General features: G+C 52.7%; 14 protein-coding genes. 2 read left to right on the top strand and 12 right to left on the bottom strand.

Features of this window, described 5'->3' with window-relative positions:
- Position 1: 1 nt before the first annotated feature.
- The 10 genes from ACYVJQ_RS01795 to ACYVJQ_RS01750 form a co-directional block, all read right to left on the bottom strand.
- Positions 2 to 1,318: a TldD/PmbA family protein gene (locus tag ACYVJQ_RS01795; RefSeq protein WP_460891355.1), complete on the bottom strand. Its 1,317-nt coding sequence runs from the start codon at positions 1,316 to 1,318 to the stop codon at positions 2 to 4.
- A gap of 39 nt (positions 1,319 to 1,357) precedes the next feature.
- Positions 1,358 to 1,765: a four helix bundle protein gene (locus tag ACYVJQ_RS01790; protein WP_460891354.1), complete on the bottom strand. Its 408-nt coding sequence runs from the start codon at positions 1,763 to 1,765 to the stop codon at positions 1,358 to 1,360.
- 76 nt (positions 1,766 to 1,841) lie between these two features.
- Positions 1,842 to 3,485 (bottom strand): TldD/PmbA family protein, encoded by a 1,644-nt coding sequence (locus ACYVJQ_RS01785; RefSeq protein WP_460891353.1) that lies wholly within the window; start codon positions 3,483 to 3,485, stop codon positions 1,842 to 1,844.
- Positions 3,486 to 3,749: 264 nt separating this feature from the next.
- The gene (locus tag ACYVJQ_RS01780) at positions 3,750 to 6,485 is read right to left on the bottom strand and encodes a S8/S53 family peptidase (RefSeq protein ID WP_460891352.1); all 2,736 of its coding nucleotides are present in this window, start codon (positions 6,483 to 6,485) and stop codon (positions 3,750 to 3,752) included.
- 338 nt (positions 6,486 to 6,823) lie between these two features.
- The gene (locus ACYVJQ_RS01775) at positions 6,824 to 7,519 is read right to left on the bottom strand and encodes a head GIN domain-containing protein (protein ID WP_460891351.1); all 696 of its coding nucleotides are present in this window, start codon (positions 7,517 to 7,519) and stop codon (positions 6,824 to 6,826) included.
- Between the two features lie 86 nt (positions 7,520 to 7,605).
- Positions 7,606 to 8,637, bottom strand: a complete 1,032-nt coding sequence (locus tag ACYVJQ_RS01770) for a DUF3667 domain-containing protein (protein WP_460891350.1) — start codon at positions 8,635 to 8,637, stop codon at positions 7,606 to 7,608.
- 150 nt (positions 8,638 to 8,787) lie between these two features.
- Positions 8,788 to 9,306 (bottom strand): hypothetical protein, encoded by a 519-nt coding sequence (locus ACYVJQ_RS01765; protein WP_460891349.1) that lies wholly within the window; start codon positions 9,304 to 9,306, stop codon positions 8,788 to 8,790.
- A 398-nt stretch (positions 9,307 to 9,704) separates the two neighbouring features.
- On the bottom strand, positions 9,705 to 10,376 hold the full coding sequence (locus ACYVJQ_RS01760; protein WP_460891348.1) for an ankyrin repeat domain-containing protein: 672 nt from the start codon (positions 10,374 to 10,376) through the stop codon (positions 9,705 to 9,707).
- 496 nt (positions 10,377 to 10,872) lie between these two features.
- Positions 10,873 to 13,035 (bottom strand): M56 family metallopeptidase, encoded by a 2,163-nt coding sequence (locus tag ACYVJQ_RS01755; protein WP_460891347.1) that lies wholly within the window; start codon positions 13,033 to 13,035, stop codon positions 10,873 to 10,875.
- Positions 13,032 to 13,424 carry a BlaI/MecI/CopY family transcriptional regulator gene (locus tag ACYVJQ_RS01750; protein WP_460891346.1) on the bottom strand — a complete coding sequence of 131 codons (393 nt, stop codon included), beginning with the start codon at positions 13,422 to 13,424 and terminating at the stop codon, positions 13,032 to 13,034. The genes ACYVJQ_RS01755 and ACYVJQ_RS01750 overlap by 4 nt, the downstream gene beginning before the upstream one ends.
- 364 nt (positions 13,425 to 13,788) lie before the next feature.
- Here ACYVJQ_RS01750 and ACYVJQ_RS01745 point away from each other — a divergent pair, with 364 nt between their 5' ends.
- Entirely contained in the window at positions 13,789 to 14,307 is a 519-nt protein-coding gene (locus ACYVJQ_RS01745) for a hypothetical protein (protein ID WP_460891345.1), read from the top strand.
- 76 nt (positions 14,308 to 14,383) lie between these two features.
- Here ACYVJQ_RS01745 and ACYVJQ_RS01740 read toward each other — a convergent pair whose 3' ends face one another.
- The gene (locus ACYVJQ_RS01740; RefSeq protein WP_460891344.1) at positions 14,384 to 14,557 is read right to left on the bottom strand and encodes a hypothetical protein; all 174 of its coding nucleotides are present in this window, start codon (positions 14,555 to 14,557) and stop codon (positions 14,384 to 14,386) included.
- A 372-nt stretch (positions 14,558 to 14,929) separates the two neighbouring features.
- On the opposite strand from ACYVJQ_RS01740, the gene arfB reads away from it, so the two are divergent.
- Entirely contained in the window at positions 14,930 to 15,337 is a 408-nt protein-coding gene (gene arfB, locus ACYVJQ_RS01735; RefSeq protein ID WP_460891343.1) for an alternative ribosome rescue aminoacyl-tRNA hydrolase ArfB, read from the top strand.
- Positions 15,338 to 15,810: 473 nt separating this feature from the next.
- Here the strand turns inward: arfB and ACYVJQ_RS01730 are convergent, their stop codons facing one another.
- Entirely contained in the window at positions 15,811 to 16,617 is an 807-nt protein-coding gene (locus ACYVJQ_RS01730) for a DUF481 domain-containing protein (protein WP_460891342.1), read from the bottom strand.
- Positions 16,618 to 16,775: the final 158 nt, after the last annotated feature.

Genomic DNA, 16,775 nt, shown 5'->3' with positions numbered 1-16,775 from the left:
ATTATACCGCGTCAGACAAACTGGTGAAGGTAAAGTCTCTGATCTTCATGGGAGGTACTAGGTTTCCGCCAATGCGTTGCGGTTTGCCTAAGGCTTCTAAGTTGTTGAGCATGATGACTGGGCTCTCGTTGAACCGGAAGTTCTTGACCGGGTGCTTGATCTTGCCGTTCTCAATGTAGAAGGTTCCGTCGCGGGTAAGGCCGGTGTAGAGTAAGGTCTGTGGATCCACGGCACGTATGTACCAAAGACGGGTGACCAGAATGCCTTTCTGGGTGCCTTTGATCAGGTCTTCCAGGCTTTGGTTGCCGCCGGCCATAATAAAGCCCCCCGGCGAAGGCAAGCCTTTTACGCCTTTCTTTTCGGCCCAGAACCTTGAATAGGGGATGTTCTTGATCACGCCTTTGTCAATCCAGGTTACTTTCTCATGGGGTCTTCCGTCGCCGGCCCAGGTAGAGGAAGGGATTTCTGGGTTGGTGGGGTCTGAGGTGATAGTGACGCGGGAGTCAAACATCTTCTCGCCCAATTTGGTAAGCCCTCCGGTTTTGCTCAGGAAAGAACGGCCTTCCTCCGCGGAGCGGGCGTCCATGCTTCTAAACATGTTCTCCAGCAAATCTACTGCGGCCGTAGGTTCCAGAATCACGGTGTATTTACCGGGCTCAATGGCTTTGGCACCTTTAGAGCCCAATGCTTTCTGGGCAGCAATCTCAGAGGCGGCGGCGGTGTCCAGTTTGCTTACGTCACTCACGTCACGGGTGACGTAACCAGAGCCGGTGCCATCTTCAGTGCGCATGGTCACCGAGAAATCTACGTCTGAGCTTTGGTTGTAGGCAAACAGGCCTTTGGAGTTCATTTTGGCATTGAAGCCGCTACGGTCTTCCCAGAAGCCCGCCGAGGTCAGTTTCTTGCTGTCGGCCAGGGCCATGCTTTTGCGGGCGGCCTCGGCGCGGTACTCTGGGTCAATGTCTGCCGTGCTTTTGAACCACGCGTTGCTGGGTAGGTAGTTCTGCGGTCCCAGCATGGGCACATACTCCGGGCTTTCGGGGGCAATGCGGGCCACCTCTTCAGCGCGGCGCACTACTTTCTCCAGCGAGGCGTCATCAAACTCATTGATGGTAGCCACGCCCGAACGTTTCCCAAACCTTGATTCTACCGCCAGGGACATGTTTTCTTCCTCGCCGCTGGTACTTACCGTGCTGCGCGCGTAGCGGATGTTACCGCCTTTATAACCGCTGAGGTTTACCTCACACTCATCGGCTTTTGAATAGCTCAGGGCTTTTTTGAGAAGCGCCTGGGCTTGGTCTTTTGATAATATTGCCATTGTTAGGATACGTCTGATGTTGATGGAAACTGATTGGTATTAGTTCTGAGTCTTGAGTTCTGAGTCCTGAGTTGGTGAAGCAAGAACCTTTTTCTCATTCTTTTTTGAGGTCAGGATAATGCTTTTCAAGATTTTGATGAGTTCTTCACATTCCTTGTGCACGCTATCAAAGGAGGAGACAGAGATTATTTCTGAGTCTTTCAGCAGTCTAAGCCAATAGCTTGTCTCGCGCGCTTCTTTGAGCGCGATGGTCAGCTTATTCCTAAAGTCTGCGCCTGACGGACTTCCCAAAGCTTCTTCTACATTTGCCCCAATAGAAGTTCCACTGCGCAAGACTTGCTTGGTCAATACATAGAACTCCCGCTGCTCTTTCTGCAAATGCTTATATAACTTGATCATCCGCAAAGCGAAACTGTAAGACTTTGTAGCGATGATACTCTCAGCCATAAAAGTGTTTTTACGTTTTCAAACTCAGGACTCAAGACTCAGAACTCAGGACTGATCAACACAGGAAGGAAGATTGCTAAATCTTACGACCAGTATTGATGACATTGACCCCATTGAAACGCGTATGCGCAGAACCGTGAGACACGGCGCTTACCTGGCTGGGCTGGCCTTTGCCGTCAAAGAACGACCCGAACAAGCGGTAATCGCTTTGGTCGCAGATAGCCGCGCAGGAGTTCCAGAATTCCTGGGTGTTAGACTGGTAAGCCACGTCTTCTAGAGGACCTACAATCTTGCCGTCTTTGATTTCATAGAACAACTGACCGCCAAACTGGAAGTTGTAACGCTGCTGGTCAATGGAGTAAGAACCGCGGCCGGCAATGTAGATACCGCGTTTCACGTTTTTGATCATCTCATCTACGCTCAGCTTGTCCTTGCCCGGCGCCAAGGAGACGTTAGGCATGCGTTGGAACTGCACGGAGCTCCAATTATCAGCGTACGAACAACCGTGTGATTCTTTCTCGCCTATGATGTGCGCCTGGTCGCGGGTGGCCTGATAGTTGACCAGCGTGCCGTCCTTGATAAGGTCCCAACGCTTGGTTTTCACGCCTTCGTCGTCAAAGCCTACGGCGCCCAGAGAGCCTTCCTGTACCTTGTCTGCGAAGATGTTCACCAGTTTGCTGCCGTACGGGAAATTCTTGGTTTTCCACTTGTCCAGGGTGGCAAAAGAGGTACCGGCGTAATTGGCCTCATAACCTAACACGCGGTCTAGTTCCAGCGGATGACCCACACTTTCGTGGATGGTCAAGCCCAGGTGATTAGGGTCAAGAACCAAGTCATATTTACCCGCCAGCACTGATTTTGCGGTCAGTTTTTCGCGGGCTTGTTTGGCGGCCAGACCAGCGTCTGCCACTATATCATAGTATTTGTCATAGCCTATCAGGCCGGTGCCTTCAGGTCCTTTGAGAGTAGGCGCTTTTACCGTGAGGTACTCAAAGCCCATGCCCATGGGGGCGCTTAGGGCATCACGGGTTTTAAACTTGCCAGAGGCTTTGTCTACCGCGGTTACCGTGAAGTTGGGCCAGATACGGTGAATGTCCTGGTCAATATAGGAACCGTCTGTAGAGGCAAAGTATTTTTGCTCATTGATCTGGAACAGCGCTGAGTTTACGAAGTTAGCGCCACCCGCCAGAGCGGCAGCATTGGCCGCTAAAAGGATATCTGCCTTTTCAGAAACGGGCACCGCGAAGGCGTTCTGCTTGATGGGGGTTTTCCAACTCACCTCACCGTAGCCTTTTTGCGGGGCCAGTTGCACTGGCTCTTTCTGCAGTTTAGAGTTGGCTTTGGCAATGGCCACGGCCTGCTCAGCGGCTTTGGCAATACCTTTGTCGCTCACGTCTGAGGTAGCGGCAAAGCCCCAGGTGCCGTTGGCGATCACGCGTACCCCTACACCGTAAGACTCGGTGGTGCTGATGCCCTGCACCTGCTTCTCACGGGTGAACATGTTCTGGGACAGGTAACGGCCAATGCGTACGTCGGTGTAGGTAGCGCCTTTGGCTTTGGCGGCGTTGAGGGCCACGTCGGCCAGGCGTTTGTGCAAGGCCACGTCTACCGGTTCCAAGGCGCGGGCCGGATCAATCTCATGACCGAACGTTGGGATGCCGGAAAGCATAAGCCCTCCTACGCCCATGGCGGTCAGTCCTATAAAATCACGTCTTTTCAAGAGTTTGTCTGTTAAGGGAGGTAGATAAAATGGGTGGTTTGTAACTCTAAGTTTACCGGTTGTTCGGCAGGAATGCAAGAAAACGCTTTTATAATTACCACAACCAACCTCACTTAAGAAGCGCAACGGCTGTTTTAAGCCTGTTTTTGAGAAAACGGCCCTAAAACAGAGTAATCTATCTGCCAGGGGACAGTATAAAAAAAAGGAGCCACCCGCAACAGGTGGCTCCTTTTACTTTCAAAAGAAGGAAGAACAGGATCCGTCTTATTTAGTCAGAATCATGCGATTAGTGATTACCTGATTACCGGCCTCCACGCGGTAGATGTAGGTACCACCAGGCAAGGCAGAACCGTCAAAGTCTACCGTATAGGCGCCAGATTTCTTGGTTTCAGACACCAGAGACTTCACTTTGTTACCCAGCACATCATATACGCCAATCTTTACGGGGCCGTCCTGGGCCACTACGTACCTGATGGTGGTTTTACCCGAGAATGGGTTAGGGTAGCTAGACACGCGCTCACTGGATGCCACGGCAGCCGAGGTGCTGGTAGCCGTTGGCTGGGTGCCGGCGTTCCATTGGGCATGCGTACGGGTAATGATCACGGCAAAGTCGGCGCGGGTTACGTCTTGCAGCGGCTTAAAAGTAGCATGCAACGTAGGCTGCAGGTCATACGGCCCTTGCGTCACGCTGTAGTAGGCGTTGATCAGGTTCAGTTCCAGGGCCACGCTCACGTAGCCTTCCAGACCGGCTGGAATGGAAGCAGCATCCTCAATAGGGTAGTTGATACCGTCTACTTCTACCGTAGGGGTTTTGCCATTGCGCTCCAGAGCAAACTTCTGCAAGCCCAGGGCCTGCACCAGCGAATAGGCAATGTCTGCCCGGCTCACTTTTCCGTTGGGCGAGAATTTGCCTGGCGCCACGGGCATCATGATGCCACTATAGGCATGGTTGATATCACGCAGGGCGGCACCTTTGGCCACAATAGATTCGGCTAGCAGGTTTCTTTCCTTTACGTCTGTCAAGGTAAAGGAACCGTCAATGGGCAGAAACTGACGGATGCCTTCGCCCATCATGAGGTAATCTGCCAGGTCAATGCGCTTGAGCAGGTCATCGGGCTTGTAACCGCCTCCCGCCAAACCATCGGCTAGGCGGGCTTTCACGGCCATTTTGATGGAAGCCTCGGCTGGATGGCCGGCAATGTCCCCCAGACCCGTGGTGCCAGCGGCCGCCATCATGTTCACCACGCCCTTGATCTCCTCTGGGAACGCCACACCGTTCAGGCCGGCAATTCTTACGGTCCAGGTACCAGGTTCTGGTGACGCCACGGCCACACCCCGGTCATAGCTGGTGGCAAACAACACTGGAATACCGCCTTTGGTCTGTACCCCGCTAGGGGAGATAAGCGCCAGGCTTACCGGGTTTCCGGTTTCGCCGGCCAGGCCAGTTGCCTTTATCTTGGCTTCAATGCCGGTGGTACCAGCAGCTACGTTGAACTTGTATTCATTGGTAGCGGTGGTGGCAGGGTTGAAGTTGATGGTGAAATTCTCTGCTACATCTACAGAGTTCACGTTGCTGTTGAAGGTTCTGTTCAGGTTAAGGGTAGAGCCATAGATAGCCGATGTTCTGAACGCTCTGTCTACGGCCGCATAAGCGTTCACGTACCCGGCTCCTACTTCCCAGGACTCACGATCAGGCATGTTGGTAGCGGTTTGCTGCAGAATCTCCTTTACCTGGGCCACGCTCAGGCTAGGATTAGCGTCCAGGATCAAAGCCACAATTCCGGCAATGTGCGGGGCGGCCATGGAGGTGCCACTCATGTGAGTGTAGAACGGCACATAGGCGGGGTCAAGGGTGGTAGCGTCTTGCTGGGCCGATAGGGAAGATACTGGGGCAATCACTCTGGTAGAGACAATGTCTACGCCCGGCGAGGTAACAGTTGGGCGGTCTTGCCAGGTATAGGTTTCGCCGTCAAGGGTGAAAGAACCACCCCGGTTTTTAATGCCTCTGGAAGAGAAACTGGCCAGGCGGCCTTGCTTGTCACCGGCAGCTACGGTAATGATCCAAGGTGCTTTTTTATACTTTCCGGTGATGGTGCCAGAGCCCGGGCCGGAGTTGCCCGCTGAGAAAACCACCACAATGTTTCTGTCTACGCAACGCTTGGTAGCAATGGTGATTGGGTCTGCCGGGTCTACGTCGGTGCCGGTATCACTGGTGTTCCCGAAGGAGTTGGTGATGACCCTGATATTGTACTGTGCCTGGTTGATGAGCGCGTAGTCAAAGCCAGAAAGTACGTCTAACAGCAGAAGTGCCGCGCCAGAACCGTAGCCTACCAGGCCGGCGCCGGGGGCTACCCCGGTATATTTTCCGGCAGAAGCCTGGCCGGTTCCACCTACAATGCCGGCCACGTGGGTCCCGTGCCCACCGGTGGCGTCAGTGTTAGGGATGTTCTCAATGGGGGTATAAGGAAGGATGCCCGAAACCGAGTTCAGGTTAGTGGCGGCGGTTACGTTCTGCTTCAGGTTTTTGCCTAAAGTCAGGTCTGGGTGCGTGCCGTCTACACCGCTGTCATTCACCAGCACGCCAATGCCCCGGCCAGAAACCGGGAAACCGCCGTTTTTAGCGGTGAAACCTGCTTCATTGCGCACCTTGTTGACCCCGGTAAGCGCCGTGGCGCCGTCATTCTCATAGTTAAGGGATTCATTCAGGTACAGAGACAGTACCCTGGGGTTTTTAGCCAGCGCCTCAATCTGGGCGGGCAGGGCTATCACACCGGCAATGGGCAGGGCTCTTAGAGTCAGGCCCCTGGTAATGCCCGCCTGGGTGAGGGCGGCCACGTCTAGTACGGAGGGGGCGGCGGTGCCTTTGAAGGTGACCACCACCTGCACGGGGATTAACCGATCAAGAAGGGCGGTTTTGAGTTTTGAATCAATTAGGGCTTGCGCCAGAAGCTGTCCGGTAACCAAAAGGCACAGGACCATCAGAGATAAAATTTTTCTCATACAGTTTGGGGTAAGAGTTAAACATTGGTGAGGTTTGTTTGTTAGGCAATGCTGCATCTACGGAGAACCTATAGATGATGGTTTTATGTTAAGCTGGATTTAATCCCATGGTTTTAAAGAAATATTTACGTATATTTTTCTTATTTCTTTAAGCTATATTTAATTGTATTTATCTAATAATGTTATTTATAAAATTTAAAAAGTCAATTAACTACGTTCCTTCTTCCCTCTAGTGCCAGCAAGAAAAGGAGGAGATCGATTTCTCAATCCTCTCAAAAACAAAAGCCCCGGCAGAAAGATCTGCCGGGGGCTCCCGCACTTGTCAAGAAAAGAAATAACTAGATACGCCGTATTTTGCCCATGCCGCTGTGGCTCACTTTAGGCGAACCTTTGTAGTCTACCGTCACTATGCCCGCGGCATCTACGGTAAGTTCTTTGGCCACGCTTACCTGGGCACTGCTGGCTCCGGCGGCGTCAAGGGTCAGGTAATTGGTTTTAAGCTCCAGGGCTTTCAGGTTGGTGGCCCCGGCCAGGTCCATGGTTACTTTATCGGCGCGGCCACTTAAAGTTACTTTGGTTCCCCCCGCAAAATCGGCGGCCAGTTCTTTAACCTGCAGGGCCAGGACAGCGTTTATGCCGCCCGCAAACTCCAGCGCCAAGCTAGGGGCAGAAAGGGTATTGGTGGTTCTTAATTTGATGCCGCCAGCCAGCTGAAGTTTTTTAAGGTCTTGCACGGTGACAAAGACCTTGAGGGTTCTGGCGTTTTTAATGCCCTTTTTCATTTTAATGGTAAGGGTACCGTTCTGCACCGTAGATTCAATTAACGGAAGCACGTTTTCCTCGGCCTCCAGTTTCAGGCTTGGGGCCGTGCCCTGGGTTAGTTCCACCTCAAAGCCGCCCGCAATGGAAAGGGCTGTAAAGGAAGAGACAGAGCGAGTTTCGGACTTAAACTTGCCGTTGCCTTCTACGTCTTGCGCTTGCGCTGCTACGCCCACAAAGGCCAACAGCAGCAAAAGGATGGATAGCTTTCTCATGGTTCTAGTAATTGTATAGCAAGTCATTTCTCCTATAGATGCAGAAAGCAGGCAAAGGTTGCTTGGCCGCTTTTGCACCTCAGAAATTAAACCGCCAGGCTAACCACCAGCCCCAGCAGCAGCGTGATCATACCGGTGACCAAATACAAAGACAGCAGCACAAACATATTAACGACTGTGCGCAGGTTACTGCGCCTGAACACCCGCTTTAGCCCAAAGAAGAGATACAGCAGTCCCAGTAGGTTGGCCCAGCCAAACAAATCAAAAGAAGTGAACAGGTATAGACTAAGCATGTACAGAATGTACAGCATAAAGTAGAAGCAGTGCAGGTGAATGCTGAAGATGAGGTGCTCCATGTAATACCGCCGGGCCCGCAGAAACACCAGCTTAAGCAGTAGCGCGAACACCGGCATGAGCACAAACATCATCACCGAAAAGTACTTGAGGGCCTTGAGGGCCAGTTCGTTTTTAGTGAGACGTTGAAAATCGGCGGCTTTTTGGAGGGCGCCCCGGGTAATCCAGTTGTGGCTGGAGACGCCGTAGGCGGTTAACGCAGAATCTAACCTGCCCTTAGACGCATGGGACGGGATACTGTCCAGTTTGGAAAGTTGCTCCTCTTCCTGTTTAGAGTTGGTGACCAGCAGGCTGTCTGGGTTAATGCCTTTCTCCCCCAGCTTTTTCCTGAGCGAGTCACTGGCGCCGGGCACGTTGGCAAAGGCATCCAGGCTGTCTACCGCAATGGAAGGGGTAAGCTGTAAATCTGAGCGCAGGGTGTGCTCGCCGCCCTTCAGGTGGCCCGCCCGCAAGGAAAGCAGAAAGAAAAAGATGAACGAGATGAACACGTAGAGCCTGATAGGCGGCACGTAGCCCATGCGACGGCCCCTATGAAACTCATTGGTAAGCTTACCCGGGTAAAAGAGCAGGTATTTAAGGGTTATCCAGAATTTGCTGTCATAGTGAATGGTGCCTTCCAGCAGTTCCAGGGCCACGTGCTTGAACGGCACGTTAAGGTCATGGTTTTCCTGTCCGCAGCTAGGGCAGAAGTTGTCTGGCTGCTCCTTGGTGAAGACATAATCACAATTGGTACAGATGGGATACTTCCTGAGATGCTTGGCCATGGTGCCTTACTATGTTCTTTCTATATATAGGAAGAGCAAGATACTTTAATCCTGGGCAAGTGCCAAAGGAAGGCCGTGCCGCACGGTGACGGGCCGCGTCTGTTTTGGGCCTGTTTTCCGGAAAACAGGCCCAAAACAGACGTCCTTTACTTACGTGTGTTCTACGCCGTTAGGTCCAAAACGAATGCTTTGCCCCGCCGTGGTATTAGAGAAGAGACGCCAGAAGTACCCGGTATTCTCCAGCACACCCAGTTCCGGTTGCACCCGCAGCACGTGTTTGCCCTGCATAGTGATCATGAGGTCGCCGGCCGGCGATGCTGAAACCTGCACCACGCGCAATGGCTCTTCCTGGCCCCGTACCAGGTCCTGCAATTTTTTGTCTCTCAGGTTGCTGCCGGGCACCTGGGGGTCAAAAGCCGGATCGGCGAGGGCTTGGGCGTCACGGGCGCTCTCAGCGTCTGTAAAGGCGATGGCCACCGCGCCGGCCGTTTCCAGTTGCCAGTGGCAGGCCACTTCCAGGGTCCAGGCGCCCACGTCCAGAATAAGGCCGTTGGCATTGGTCACGTGCGCCCGCCCGAAGTGAAAAAACTGTACCTGTCCCAGCCGGGTGGTTTTGGTCAACGGCAACTCCAGCAGGTGCTGCAGTTCCGGAAAAATATGCTCGCTCATAGGTGTACCTGTAGAAGGCGCTAAGGTAATGATTTAGCGATTTGGAGCGTAGTCTTGTTTTGGGCCTGTTTTCAGAAAAACGGGCTTAAAACGAAAAAAGGATAGATCCTGGGACCGCAGTTGGCTAGAAATTTCCTTCCAAGTCTATCCTCCGCTATCCTAATAGAAGCCAAGGCAGTTTCCTGGGCATCCACCGTGATCTTTGAACCAGATTTGGGATAAAAAAAAAGGATAGTACAACTGGTAGCCTTGGGGTTTTCACAGTTGGGTTCGGGTTGACGGGCGCCTACTGGAAAATCGTTTTTAATGCCCGAAGACGCTAGAAAAGGCCACGCTTAGCTAGAAGGGCTTCTGCCTGGAAAGAAAGCGGTCCTTCTTCCCGCCGGTGGGGACTGGTTTTATTTCCGGGCGGCTTTTTCCAGCACCTGGGCAATTTTGGTGAAGCCCCGGTCTTTGGCATGTTGTAGCGCCGTTATCCCTTCCTTGTCCGGGATGCTGACATCACAGCCGGCCTCTACCAGGGTCTGTACTACTTTTACATACGTGCTACTGCCATTCCCTAAAACAACGGCTTCCATCAGGGCTGTCCACCCCAAGCGGTTTACATGGTCAATGGGGAAGCCCGGGGTGTTGGCCAGAAGTTTGACCACCGGCAGGTGTCCTCTTTCACAGGCCGGAATCAGGGCACTGCCGTTGTAGCGGTTAAAGATGTCAAAACGGGCCCCGTGCTCCAGGTAGAGCTTCACCAGTTCTGTGTACCCAGAGGCTCCCGCATACAGGAAGGGGCTATCTTTGATGTCATCCTGTTGGTTAACGTCCGCCCCGTGGCTTACCAGCAGTTCTGCCATTTTCAGGTCATTGTTCTGCGTGGCCAAGAGCAAGAGAGACCTTTTTTGGCTATCGGTGGTGTTTACATCAGTGCCCTGCTTCAGGGCGGTCGCTACCTCGCTTAGGCGTTTGTTTTTCACGTCTTGGATGATGGCGTCTTTGGCGGCAGGTGTTTGCATGGCGGTTTTTGAATGGCAGGAAGTGAAAAGTAAAAGCGAGAAGGTTAACAGTAGAAAGTTCATTTGCCTGGGGTTTGACATACAAGATGGCCTCTAGGGATTAACGTCCATACCGAAGAAAACGCGTAACGACTTTGGCCCAGCGGCCCACGTCCAGTAAGGCATGCCCAAGGCCGATTAATTCTGCGAACTGCCCTTATCTCTAACGGAAGAATGGGAGGCATGGCCAGTTTCAGGCGTCTGGAGAGTTCTGAGGCAGAAGCCTAGCCCCAGGGGAAAGATTAAGAGAATTCTGAAAGACATCTAAGGGCATTGCCGGAAACCAAAGCAACAGGGTATGGAGACATTTGGCCAGGCCTGAAATCTTTTGGCGGAAAATAGTTACCTAACCCACACCTAGGCACTACAGGGAAATTGATTGTATCAGCTGGTTTTGGCAATCTGTTCCTGGTAGGCAACCGGTTTTGCCCCAGAGAATCTTTCAGTGGCGCCTTAAAAACAGCAGGGCCCGCGAAATGAACGCGGGCCCTGCTGTTTTTGCCTAGAAGAGAAAGAAAGATTAGTCTTTGGTTTCCCGTTTCTGGTTGATGGTGAAATTGCTGCCGTCTTTCTTGAGGGTGATGTCAATGTCTTCACCCTGCGCTTTGGAGATCAGCTTTTTGTATTTCTGGTACAGGGCGTCTGACTGTTTCTTGTCATTGAGGTAAAGGCCGGTCTTGTCCAGCTTGAAGGTATAGTCGCCCTCGGGGTCTTTGATGAAACCGTCTTTGACCAGTTCTGCTTTCAGCTCCTTCATCATGGCCTCATGTTTTTTCATGCGCTCATTGTGGGCCTCCATGCGTTTTTCATGGTCTTTCATGCGGCGGTCATGCTCTGCGTTGCGCTGGATACTTATCCGCTCCCGGTCAATGGCTCTGCGACCCGCTTCTTCGGCCAGGCGGCCATTCCGTTCTGCCATAGCGGCATGTCTACGAACCAGGGCCTCGGCATTTCCGTCAAAGCGGTTTCCCATGCGGCTGGCGTACTGGCCCATTTCTTCGCCGTATTTCTCCATTTCGGCTTCAAACTTCTTCATCTCGGCCTCATAGGCTTTCATTTCTTTGTCATAGCGGGCCTGCTCTTTTTTAGAGATTTTCCCGTCTGGTGACATAGGAGACATTGGTGGAGCTGGAGGAGCCGGTGGTGGCGGAAGCTGTGGTCTTCCTTCTCCAAAACCAGCCATGGGCGGCATTGGGGGCATGGGCAGACGGGGTGCTCTGCGGCTTCCCTGGCCCATGGAGGACCTTCTTTCTACCCGCGCCAACTCACTGCGCGCCGAGTTCATGGCCCGGCTCACTTCCTCTTTGTCTCTTAGTTTCTCAGCGTTCTTGGTGCGGTTTAGGCTGGCGTCTATCTCAGATTGGTACTGGCTTATCTGGCCAGAGGGGATTTTCTTCCCGTTTACGTACAGCTCAATGATCTTGCCTTTCTTGTTCCGCACAATAATAAGGTCATTTCCGCCTTGCTGCAGGTACTGGGCCCGGGCGCCTTCCTCCCTGGCCGGCGCCGCACTTGACACGATTTGGGTCTGCTTTTCAGGAGCCGGGACTGAAACAAATTCCGTAGACGCCTCCTTAGCCGGGGCAACTTTGGGCGGGGTGGCGGGGGCTTTCTTAGGCGTGGTTTCTGTCTGGTAGGCCATAGCACTAACTGAGAACAGCAGAATGCCTACCATGAGCACGCAGGCTGCCATAAAGCCTTCAGAGAAAGAAGGTCTTAGCGAGGGGCCTTGCACCAGCCGTTTAATGCGGCTCAACAGGGAACGTTTCTTGCCAGAGAACGCCATGGCAAGCTTGGGGGTTGACACAGGTTTTTTCATAATCATTTCTTCAAGATTGGTTAACGCGTAAGCATAAGTGAGGGAATTGTCACAGAGGGTGAGGGCCAGGTCATCACAGCAGTGCTCGCGCTCTGCCCGTATGTTTTCTGAGATCCACCAGACGGCCGGGTGGAAGAAGAACAAGGCCTCTACCACGCACTGCAGCAGGTTCATGAGGTAATCATGCCGGCGCACGTGGGCCAGTTCATGCGCCAGAATGGCTTCCAGCTGCGCGGGGCTAAGGCCGGCGGCGGTTCCTAATGGCAACAGGATAATGGGCTGCAAATGCCCTACCACGGCCGGCACTTTCACCAGTCCAGATTCGGCTAGCTGCACCAGTTTCTTCAAGCCCAGTTTCTGGCTCAAAACCTGCACCCGTTGCTGCCATTCCAGGGGAAGCGGTTTTAAGTGATAGCTTCTGAGCCGGCGGGTATAGGCCCAGCCGCCCACCAGGCGTAGCAGCATGGCCGTAAGCCCCAGCAGCCAGATGGTTACAATAAGCGGCAAGTGCTGCCCAAAGTAGCCCTGGAATTCATGGGTCACCGAGCCCCACCACCCTGCCTCAGGCAGCACTGGTATGGATGTCTGTACGGTAGCGGTAGAAACGGCCTGCCTTATAGAAGTGACCTGCGCTGCCGTAGCCGGTTCATATACCTGAAAGAACGTTATGCCGGCCATGACCAGCAACAGTCCCATAGAAAGGCTGGCTACGCGGTACCTAATGCTGGCCGAATGCCGGTGCAAGACCAACAGCAGTAAGGAGAGCAGAACGGCCAGCAGGGCGCCCTGCCAGAGCGAATGAAGCAGGGTCCAGCCCAGGGCTTTTACTAGGGCTTCGGGCAGAAATGGGTGGAGCGGGTTCATTGGTGGCCTCCTTTCTCTAGTTGGTTTAACAGCGTGCGTATCTGGTCAAGCTCTTCGGGGGTAGTGGTGTGGTTGCCCAGCGCCTGCATCACCAGTTTCATGGCCGAGCCCCTGAAGGTAGTATCCAGGAACCGGCCTAGCAGATGCTGCTGGGTTTCCTCCTCGGTGACGGCGGCCTGGTACACGTGAGACCGGCTTTCCTCATCACGGCTTACCAGGTTTTTCTCATGCATGATCTGCAGTAGTTTTAACGTGGTGGTATAGCCGGTTTCCTTGGTTCTATTCTGAGCCTCGTTCACGAACCGGACCGTGCTGGGGCCGTTCTGCCACAGAATCTGCAAGATCTCTAGTTCCGTCTCGGTGGGCTTTAAGGGTGCGTTCTCTTCCATACTGTTCTATTATAAACCGGTATCTACGACGGGCTTCGTAGGCAAGTATACGAATACTTTCGTAAAAGAGAGCCTTTACCCACGAATTTTTTCGTACTTTAACATACGTTAACATAACACTTGCCTTTCCAGCAAAGGAATAAAGGAGTTAAAAAGGAATAGTGAGATAGAGATGAATACCCGCTCAACCTGTCAAGGAGGTATTCTGAGGGCAAACCATTGAAAGGAAATAAAAACAGGAACGGATCCAGAAAAGCAATTTGTGCCACCCAAGGCAAGAAACCAGAGCAGAACGGCGTTTCAAAAGCAGACTTTCTCCGTAGACGGTAGCCACGGTTCTGATTTCTCTTGCGTACTTTACCCTATGAAAAAAATATTCCTGCTGGTATTTGGCTTCTCCCTCTTAGGCACCTTGCCTGCCCTGGCCCAGCGCTATAAGACCGCCGCCGGCGTTAGAATTGGCAGCGATGATTTCGGGCTTACCCTGCAGCAGAAGATCCTGGAGAAAACCACTCTGGAAGGTCTGGTAACGGCCGCGCCCCGTGAGATAGCCGTTACCGTGTTAGGGGAACAGCATTTCCCCATGTTGGGTCAGCGCCTGAACTATTACTTGGGCGGGGGTGTGCACGCGGGTCACCTTAAAGACTACGGCGCCATTTATGGGTTTGACGCTATCACCGGCATAGAATACAAACTGAACGGCTTTCCGCTGCTCTTGTCTGCCGACCTTAAACCCGCGTTCCATATCAAGCATGAGAACTGGTTTAACCTGGGCGGCGCCTTCTCCATCAGGTATGTGCTGGTAAAAGAGAAGCCGCCTGGGCCCATGGAAATCATAAAGGGAATTTTCAATCCGTCTGGCAAAAACAAGAAGAAAGACTAAGCCTCTTTGTAGAAAGAAAACCTTGCTTACGTTTCAAGGCCGTTTTTCTAAAAACAACCCTAAAACAGCAGGCGGCTTAGGCGCGTTCTTGCACGTGCTGGCCCAGGCTGTCGGCGGCCAGGGAAGGGGCTGGTTGGGTAGTGTGATCAAGGTAGATCACTTCTTGCTGGTAGTTAAGTCCGCTTAGGGCATCTTTCAAGGCCAACCCAGATCCAAAACACATAGCGAATAATAAGATGATAACTTTCATGGCTTTATTCTTTTAAAACTTCTTTTCTTTTAAACTTCTGTCAAATCACATTTGCGGCAGGCCGCCGAAGGGCACGGGAGGAGTCTCTCTGGTTTCTGCGGCCGGTGAAGATCCGGTAGCGGTCCTTTTGATCACCCTCGTTCTACCCTACCTTTCCTAATACTGTGCCAATCAGTTAAATAATTGATTTACAGATAGTTGATAATAAAATACACCATAAAAGATGTCCGGTCCTGAACGTAAAATGTTCAGGACCGGACAGTGGCTGACCGGGCATTTTGAGATAACTTTACCGCACCAGATTCGGTATACACAGGCTTGCGCTCGGCCATGACTCCGCACCGCCGCCGGGGCCTTTACGTACAAAATTCTATGCTTCCAGATCTTACGCCAGAACTTACATTTCAAACCTCGCGCAGCAGCGGGCCCGGCGGGCAGAACGTGAATAAAGTGGCCAGCAGGGTGGAAGTTTGGTTTTCTATTGAGAACTCTGCCTTGCTCACCCCGCATCAAAAAGAACTGCTCCTGGAAAAGCTAGGCCCCCGGCTCAACAAAGAAGGCTTCCTGCACCTGGCTAGCCAGGACAACCGCAGCCAGTTGGTCAACAGAGAATTGGTGGTACAGAAACTGTATGAAGTGCTGGAACAGGCCCTGCACCGCCCCAAGCCCCGTAAAAGAACCACTCCTTCCAAAGCCGCCGTGCAGAAAAGACTTGCAGCCAAACAGAAACAAGGCCAGAAGAAAGCCAACCGCAGGGCAGGCGGTTCTGGGGAGGAATAAACGTTTTGGGGTCGTTTTCTGGAAAATGGGCTCAAAACGCAAGGACCGGTGTCCCTTCTTCCTGGGGAGAAGTTAGGATGAGGGGAGAAGTTGCTTATTAGAAAAGCAGGTATTGACAGGCTAATGATACGCTTCTGATTGCCCCTACACTTCTGCCTTCTTCCTCGTCCCCCTTTGAAGGGGGTAGGGGGATGACCAGGCAGCCGAAGAAGCGATATTCCCACCAAGCGCAAGAAGCAAGGATAAAATCACAAGAAACGCGTCCTCTGCACGAGTAGTCATCCCCCTACCCCCTTCAAAGGGGGACGAAATGCGTGGAGTAATCTTTCAGTTGGCAGAATAATCCCGTCTAGAAAATCCTTTGCTTGGAACTGCCGCTGCCCCTCGCCCTAACCCTCTCCCACGGGGAGAGGGAATTCCGCTATAGCGTTTTGGTCCTGTTTTTTTTAGAAATCAGCCTCAAAACACCTCCTTTAAAAGCTTACCTGAATGCCGTTGGTGAGGCTGTAGAGATAACTGGGGATGGGCACAATGGGCCGGTTCTCATAGGTGTGGGAGAAGTTGGTGGTAAGCTGGAACCACTTGTTTATTTTCATGACCAAAGAAAAGTCTCCGCTGAACCGGTGGCGCCACATGCTGGCGGGGTTGTCATAGCCCACCTGGTAATAATGGATGCTGCTCAGTTCCAGATACGGGTTTAAGGGCAGGCGCACGCTGGCATAGGTAGAGAGCTTGGGAATATCTTTCCTGATGTAGAAGTTTTCCTGCAGGTTGTGCCACCGCTCATGCTCAAACATCAGGCTGGTGCCCAGATAAAACCGAAGGTTCTCCTTTCGCACTACCGCGTACCTGATACCGGCCCCGGCCAGCGCTCTTAGTTCCAGCCCCCGGTTGTAGTCATACTGCGTTTGGGCGTAGGCCTCATAAGACAGGCGGGCCTGGCGGTTAAAAGTCACGCGGCCGTGTACGTAGCCGGTCTCTACCTGGGTCTCGCCTCTCAGGCGCACGTAGTTGTAAGAGCCCAGCAGCAAGTAGGTATTCTGCTCAGATACGTAACCGATATTGCCGTTGCCGGTAAGCCCGATAAAATGGTCAGTAAGGCCTTCTTTGCCCACCGGGCGGTTAAACAGGTTGAGGTTCAGGCCCAGCTTACCGGTAAAATAATGAGAGGAATCGCGTTCTACCCGGGTCTTTTCCACATTCAGAATCTGGGCCCAGGCGGAAGAAGAGAAGAACAGGAGGAAAAGGCAAAAGGAGGAAAAACGTACTGGAAAAAACATAAGCAAAACAGCACCTCGGCCTAAGACCAGGTACCTCAAAGAAGCATAAAAATTAAAACGGGCAAAAGAAGGCCGTCGGGCTACCCCGCCAGCCGCTACCAATTTCCTGGCCGCCTTTATCCCCTAAAGTACTAAACAGCGCCCAAGGCGGCAAACCC

This window comes from Rufibacter soli, from assembly GCF_054781795.1.
The sequence above is the reverse complement of the archived record's forward strand: the minus strand, read 5'-3'. Positions and strand labels throughout refer to the sequence as shown.

Bases quoted from the DNA above. Each gene is read 5' to 3' on its own strand.
- ACYVJQ_RS01760 (WP_460891348.1), bottom strand. From the start codon at position 10,376: ATGAACTTTCTACTGTTAACCTTCTCGCTTTTACTTTTCACTTCCTGC.
- ACYVJQ_RS01765 (WP_460891349.1), bottom strand. From the start codon at position 9,306: ATGAGCGAGCATATTTTTCCGGAACTGCAGCACCTGCTGGAGTTGCCG.
- ACYVJQ_RS01795 (WP_460891355.1), bottom strand. From the start codon at position 1,318: ATGGCAATATTATCAAAAGACCAAGCCCAGGCGCTTCTCAAAAAAGCC.
- ACYVJQ_RS01775 (WP_460891351.1), bottom strand. From the start codon at position 7,519: ATGAGAAAGCTATCCATCCTTTTGCTGCTGTTGGCCTTTGTGGGCGTA.
- ACYVJQ_RS01750 (WP_460891346.1), bottom strand. From the start codon at position 13,424: ATGGAAGAGAACGCACCCTTAAAGCCCACCGAGACGGAACTAGAGATC.
- ACYVJQ_RS01780 (WP_460891352.1), bottom strand. From the start codon at position 6,485: ATGAGAAAAATTTTATCTCTGATGGTCCTGTGCCTTTTGGTTACCGGA.
- ACYVJQ_RS01790 (WP_460891354.1), bottom strand. From the start codon at position 1,765: ATGGCTGAGAGTATCATCGCTACAAAGTCTTACAGTTTCGCTTTGCGG.
- arfB (WP_460891343.1), top strand. From the start codon at position 14,930: ATGCTTCCAGATCTTACGCCAGAACTTACATTTCAAACCTCGCGCAGC.
- ACYVJQ_RS01770 (WP_460891350.1), bottom strand. From the start codon at position 8,637: ATGGCCAAGCATCTCAGGAAGTATCCCATCTGTACCAATTGTGATTAT.
- ACYVJQ_RS01745 (WP_460891345.1), top strand. From the start codon at position 13,789: ATGAAAAAAATATTCCTGCTGGTATTTGGCTTCTCCCTCTTAGGCACC.
- ACYVJQ_RS01755 (WP_460891347.1), bottom strand. From the start codon at position 13,035: ATGAACCCGCTCCACCCATTTCTGCCCGAAGCCCTAGTAAAAGCCCTG.
- ACYVJQ_RS01730 (WP_460891342.1), bottom strand. From the start codon at position 16,617: ATGTTTTTTCCAGTACGTTTTTCCTCCTTTTGCCTTTTCCTCCTGTTC.
- ACYVJQ_RS01740 (WP_460891344.1), bottom strand. From the start codon at position 14,557: ATGAAAGTTATCATCTTATTATTCGCTATGTGTTTTGGATCTGGGTTG.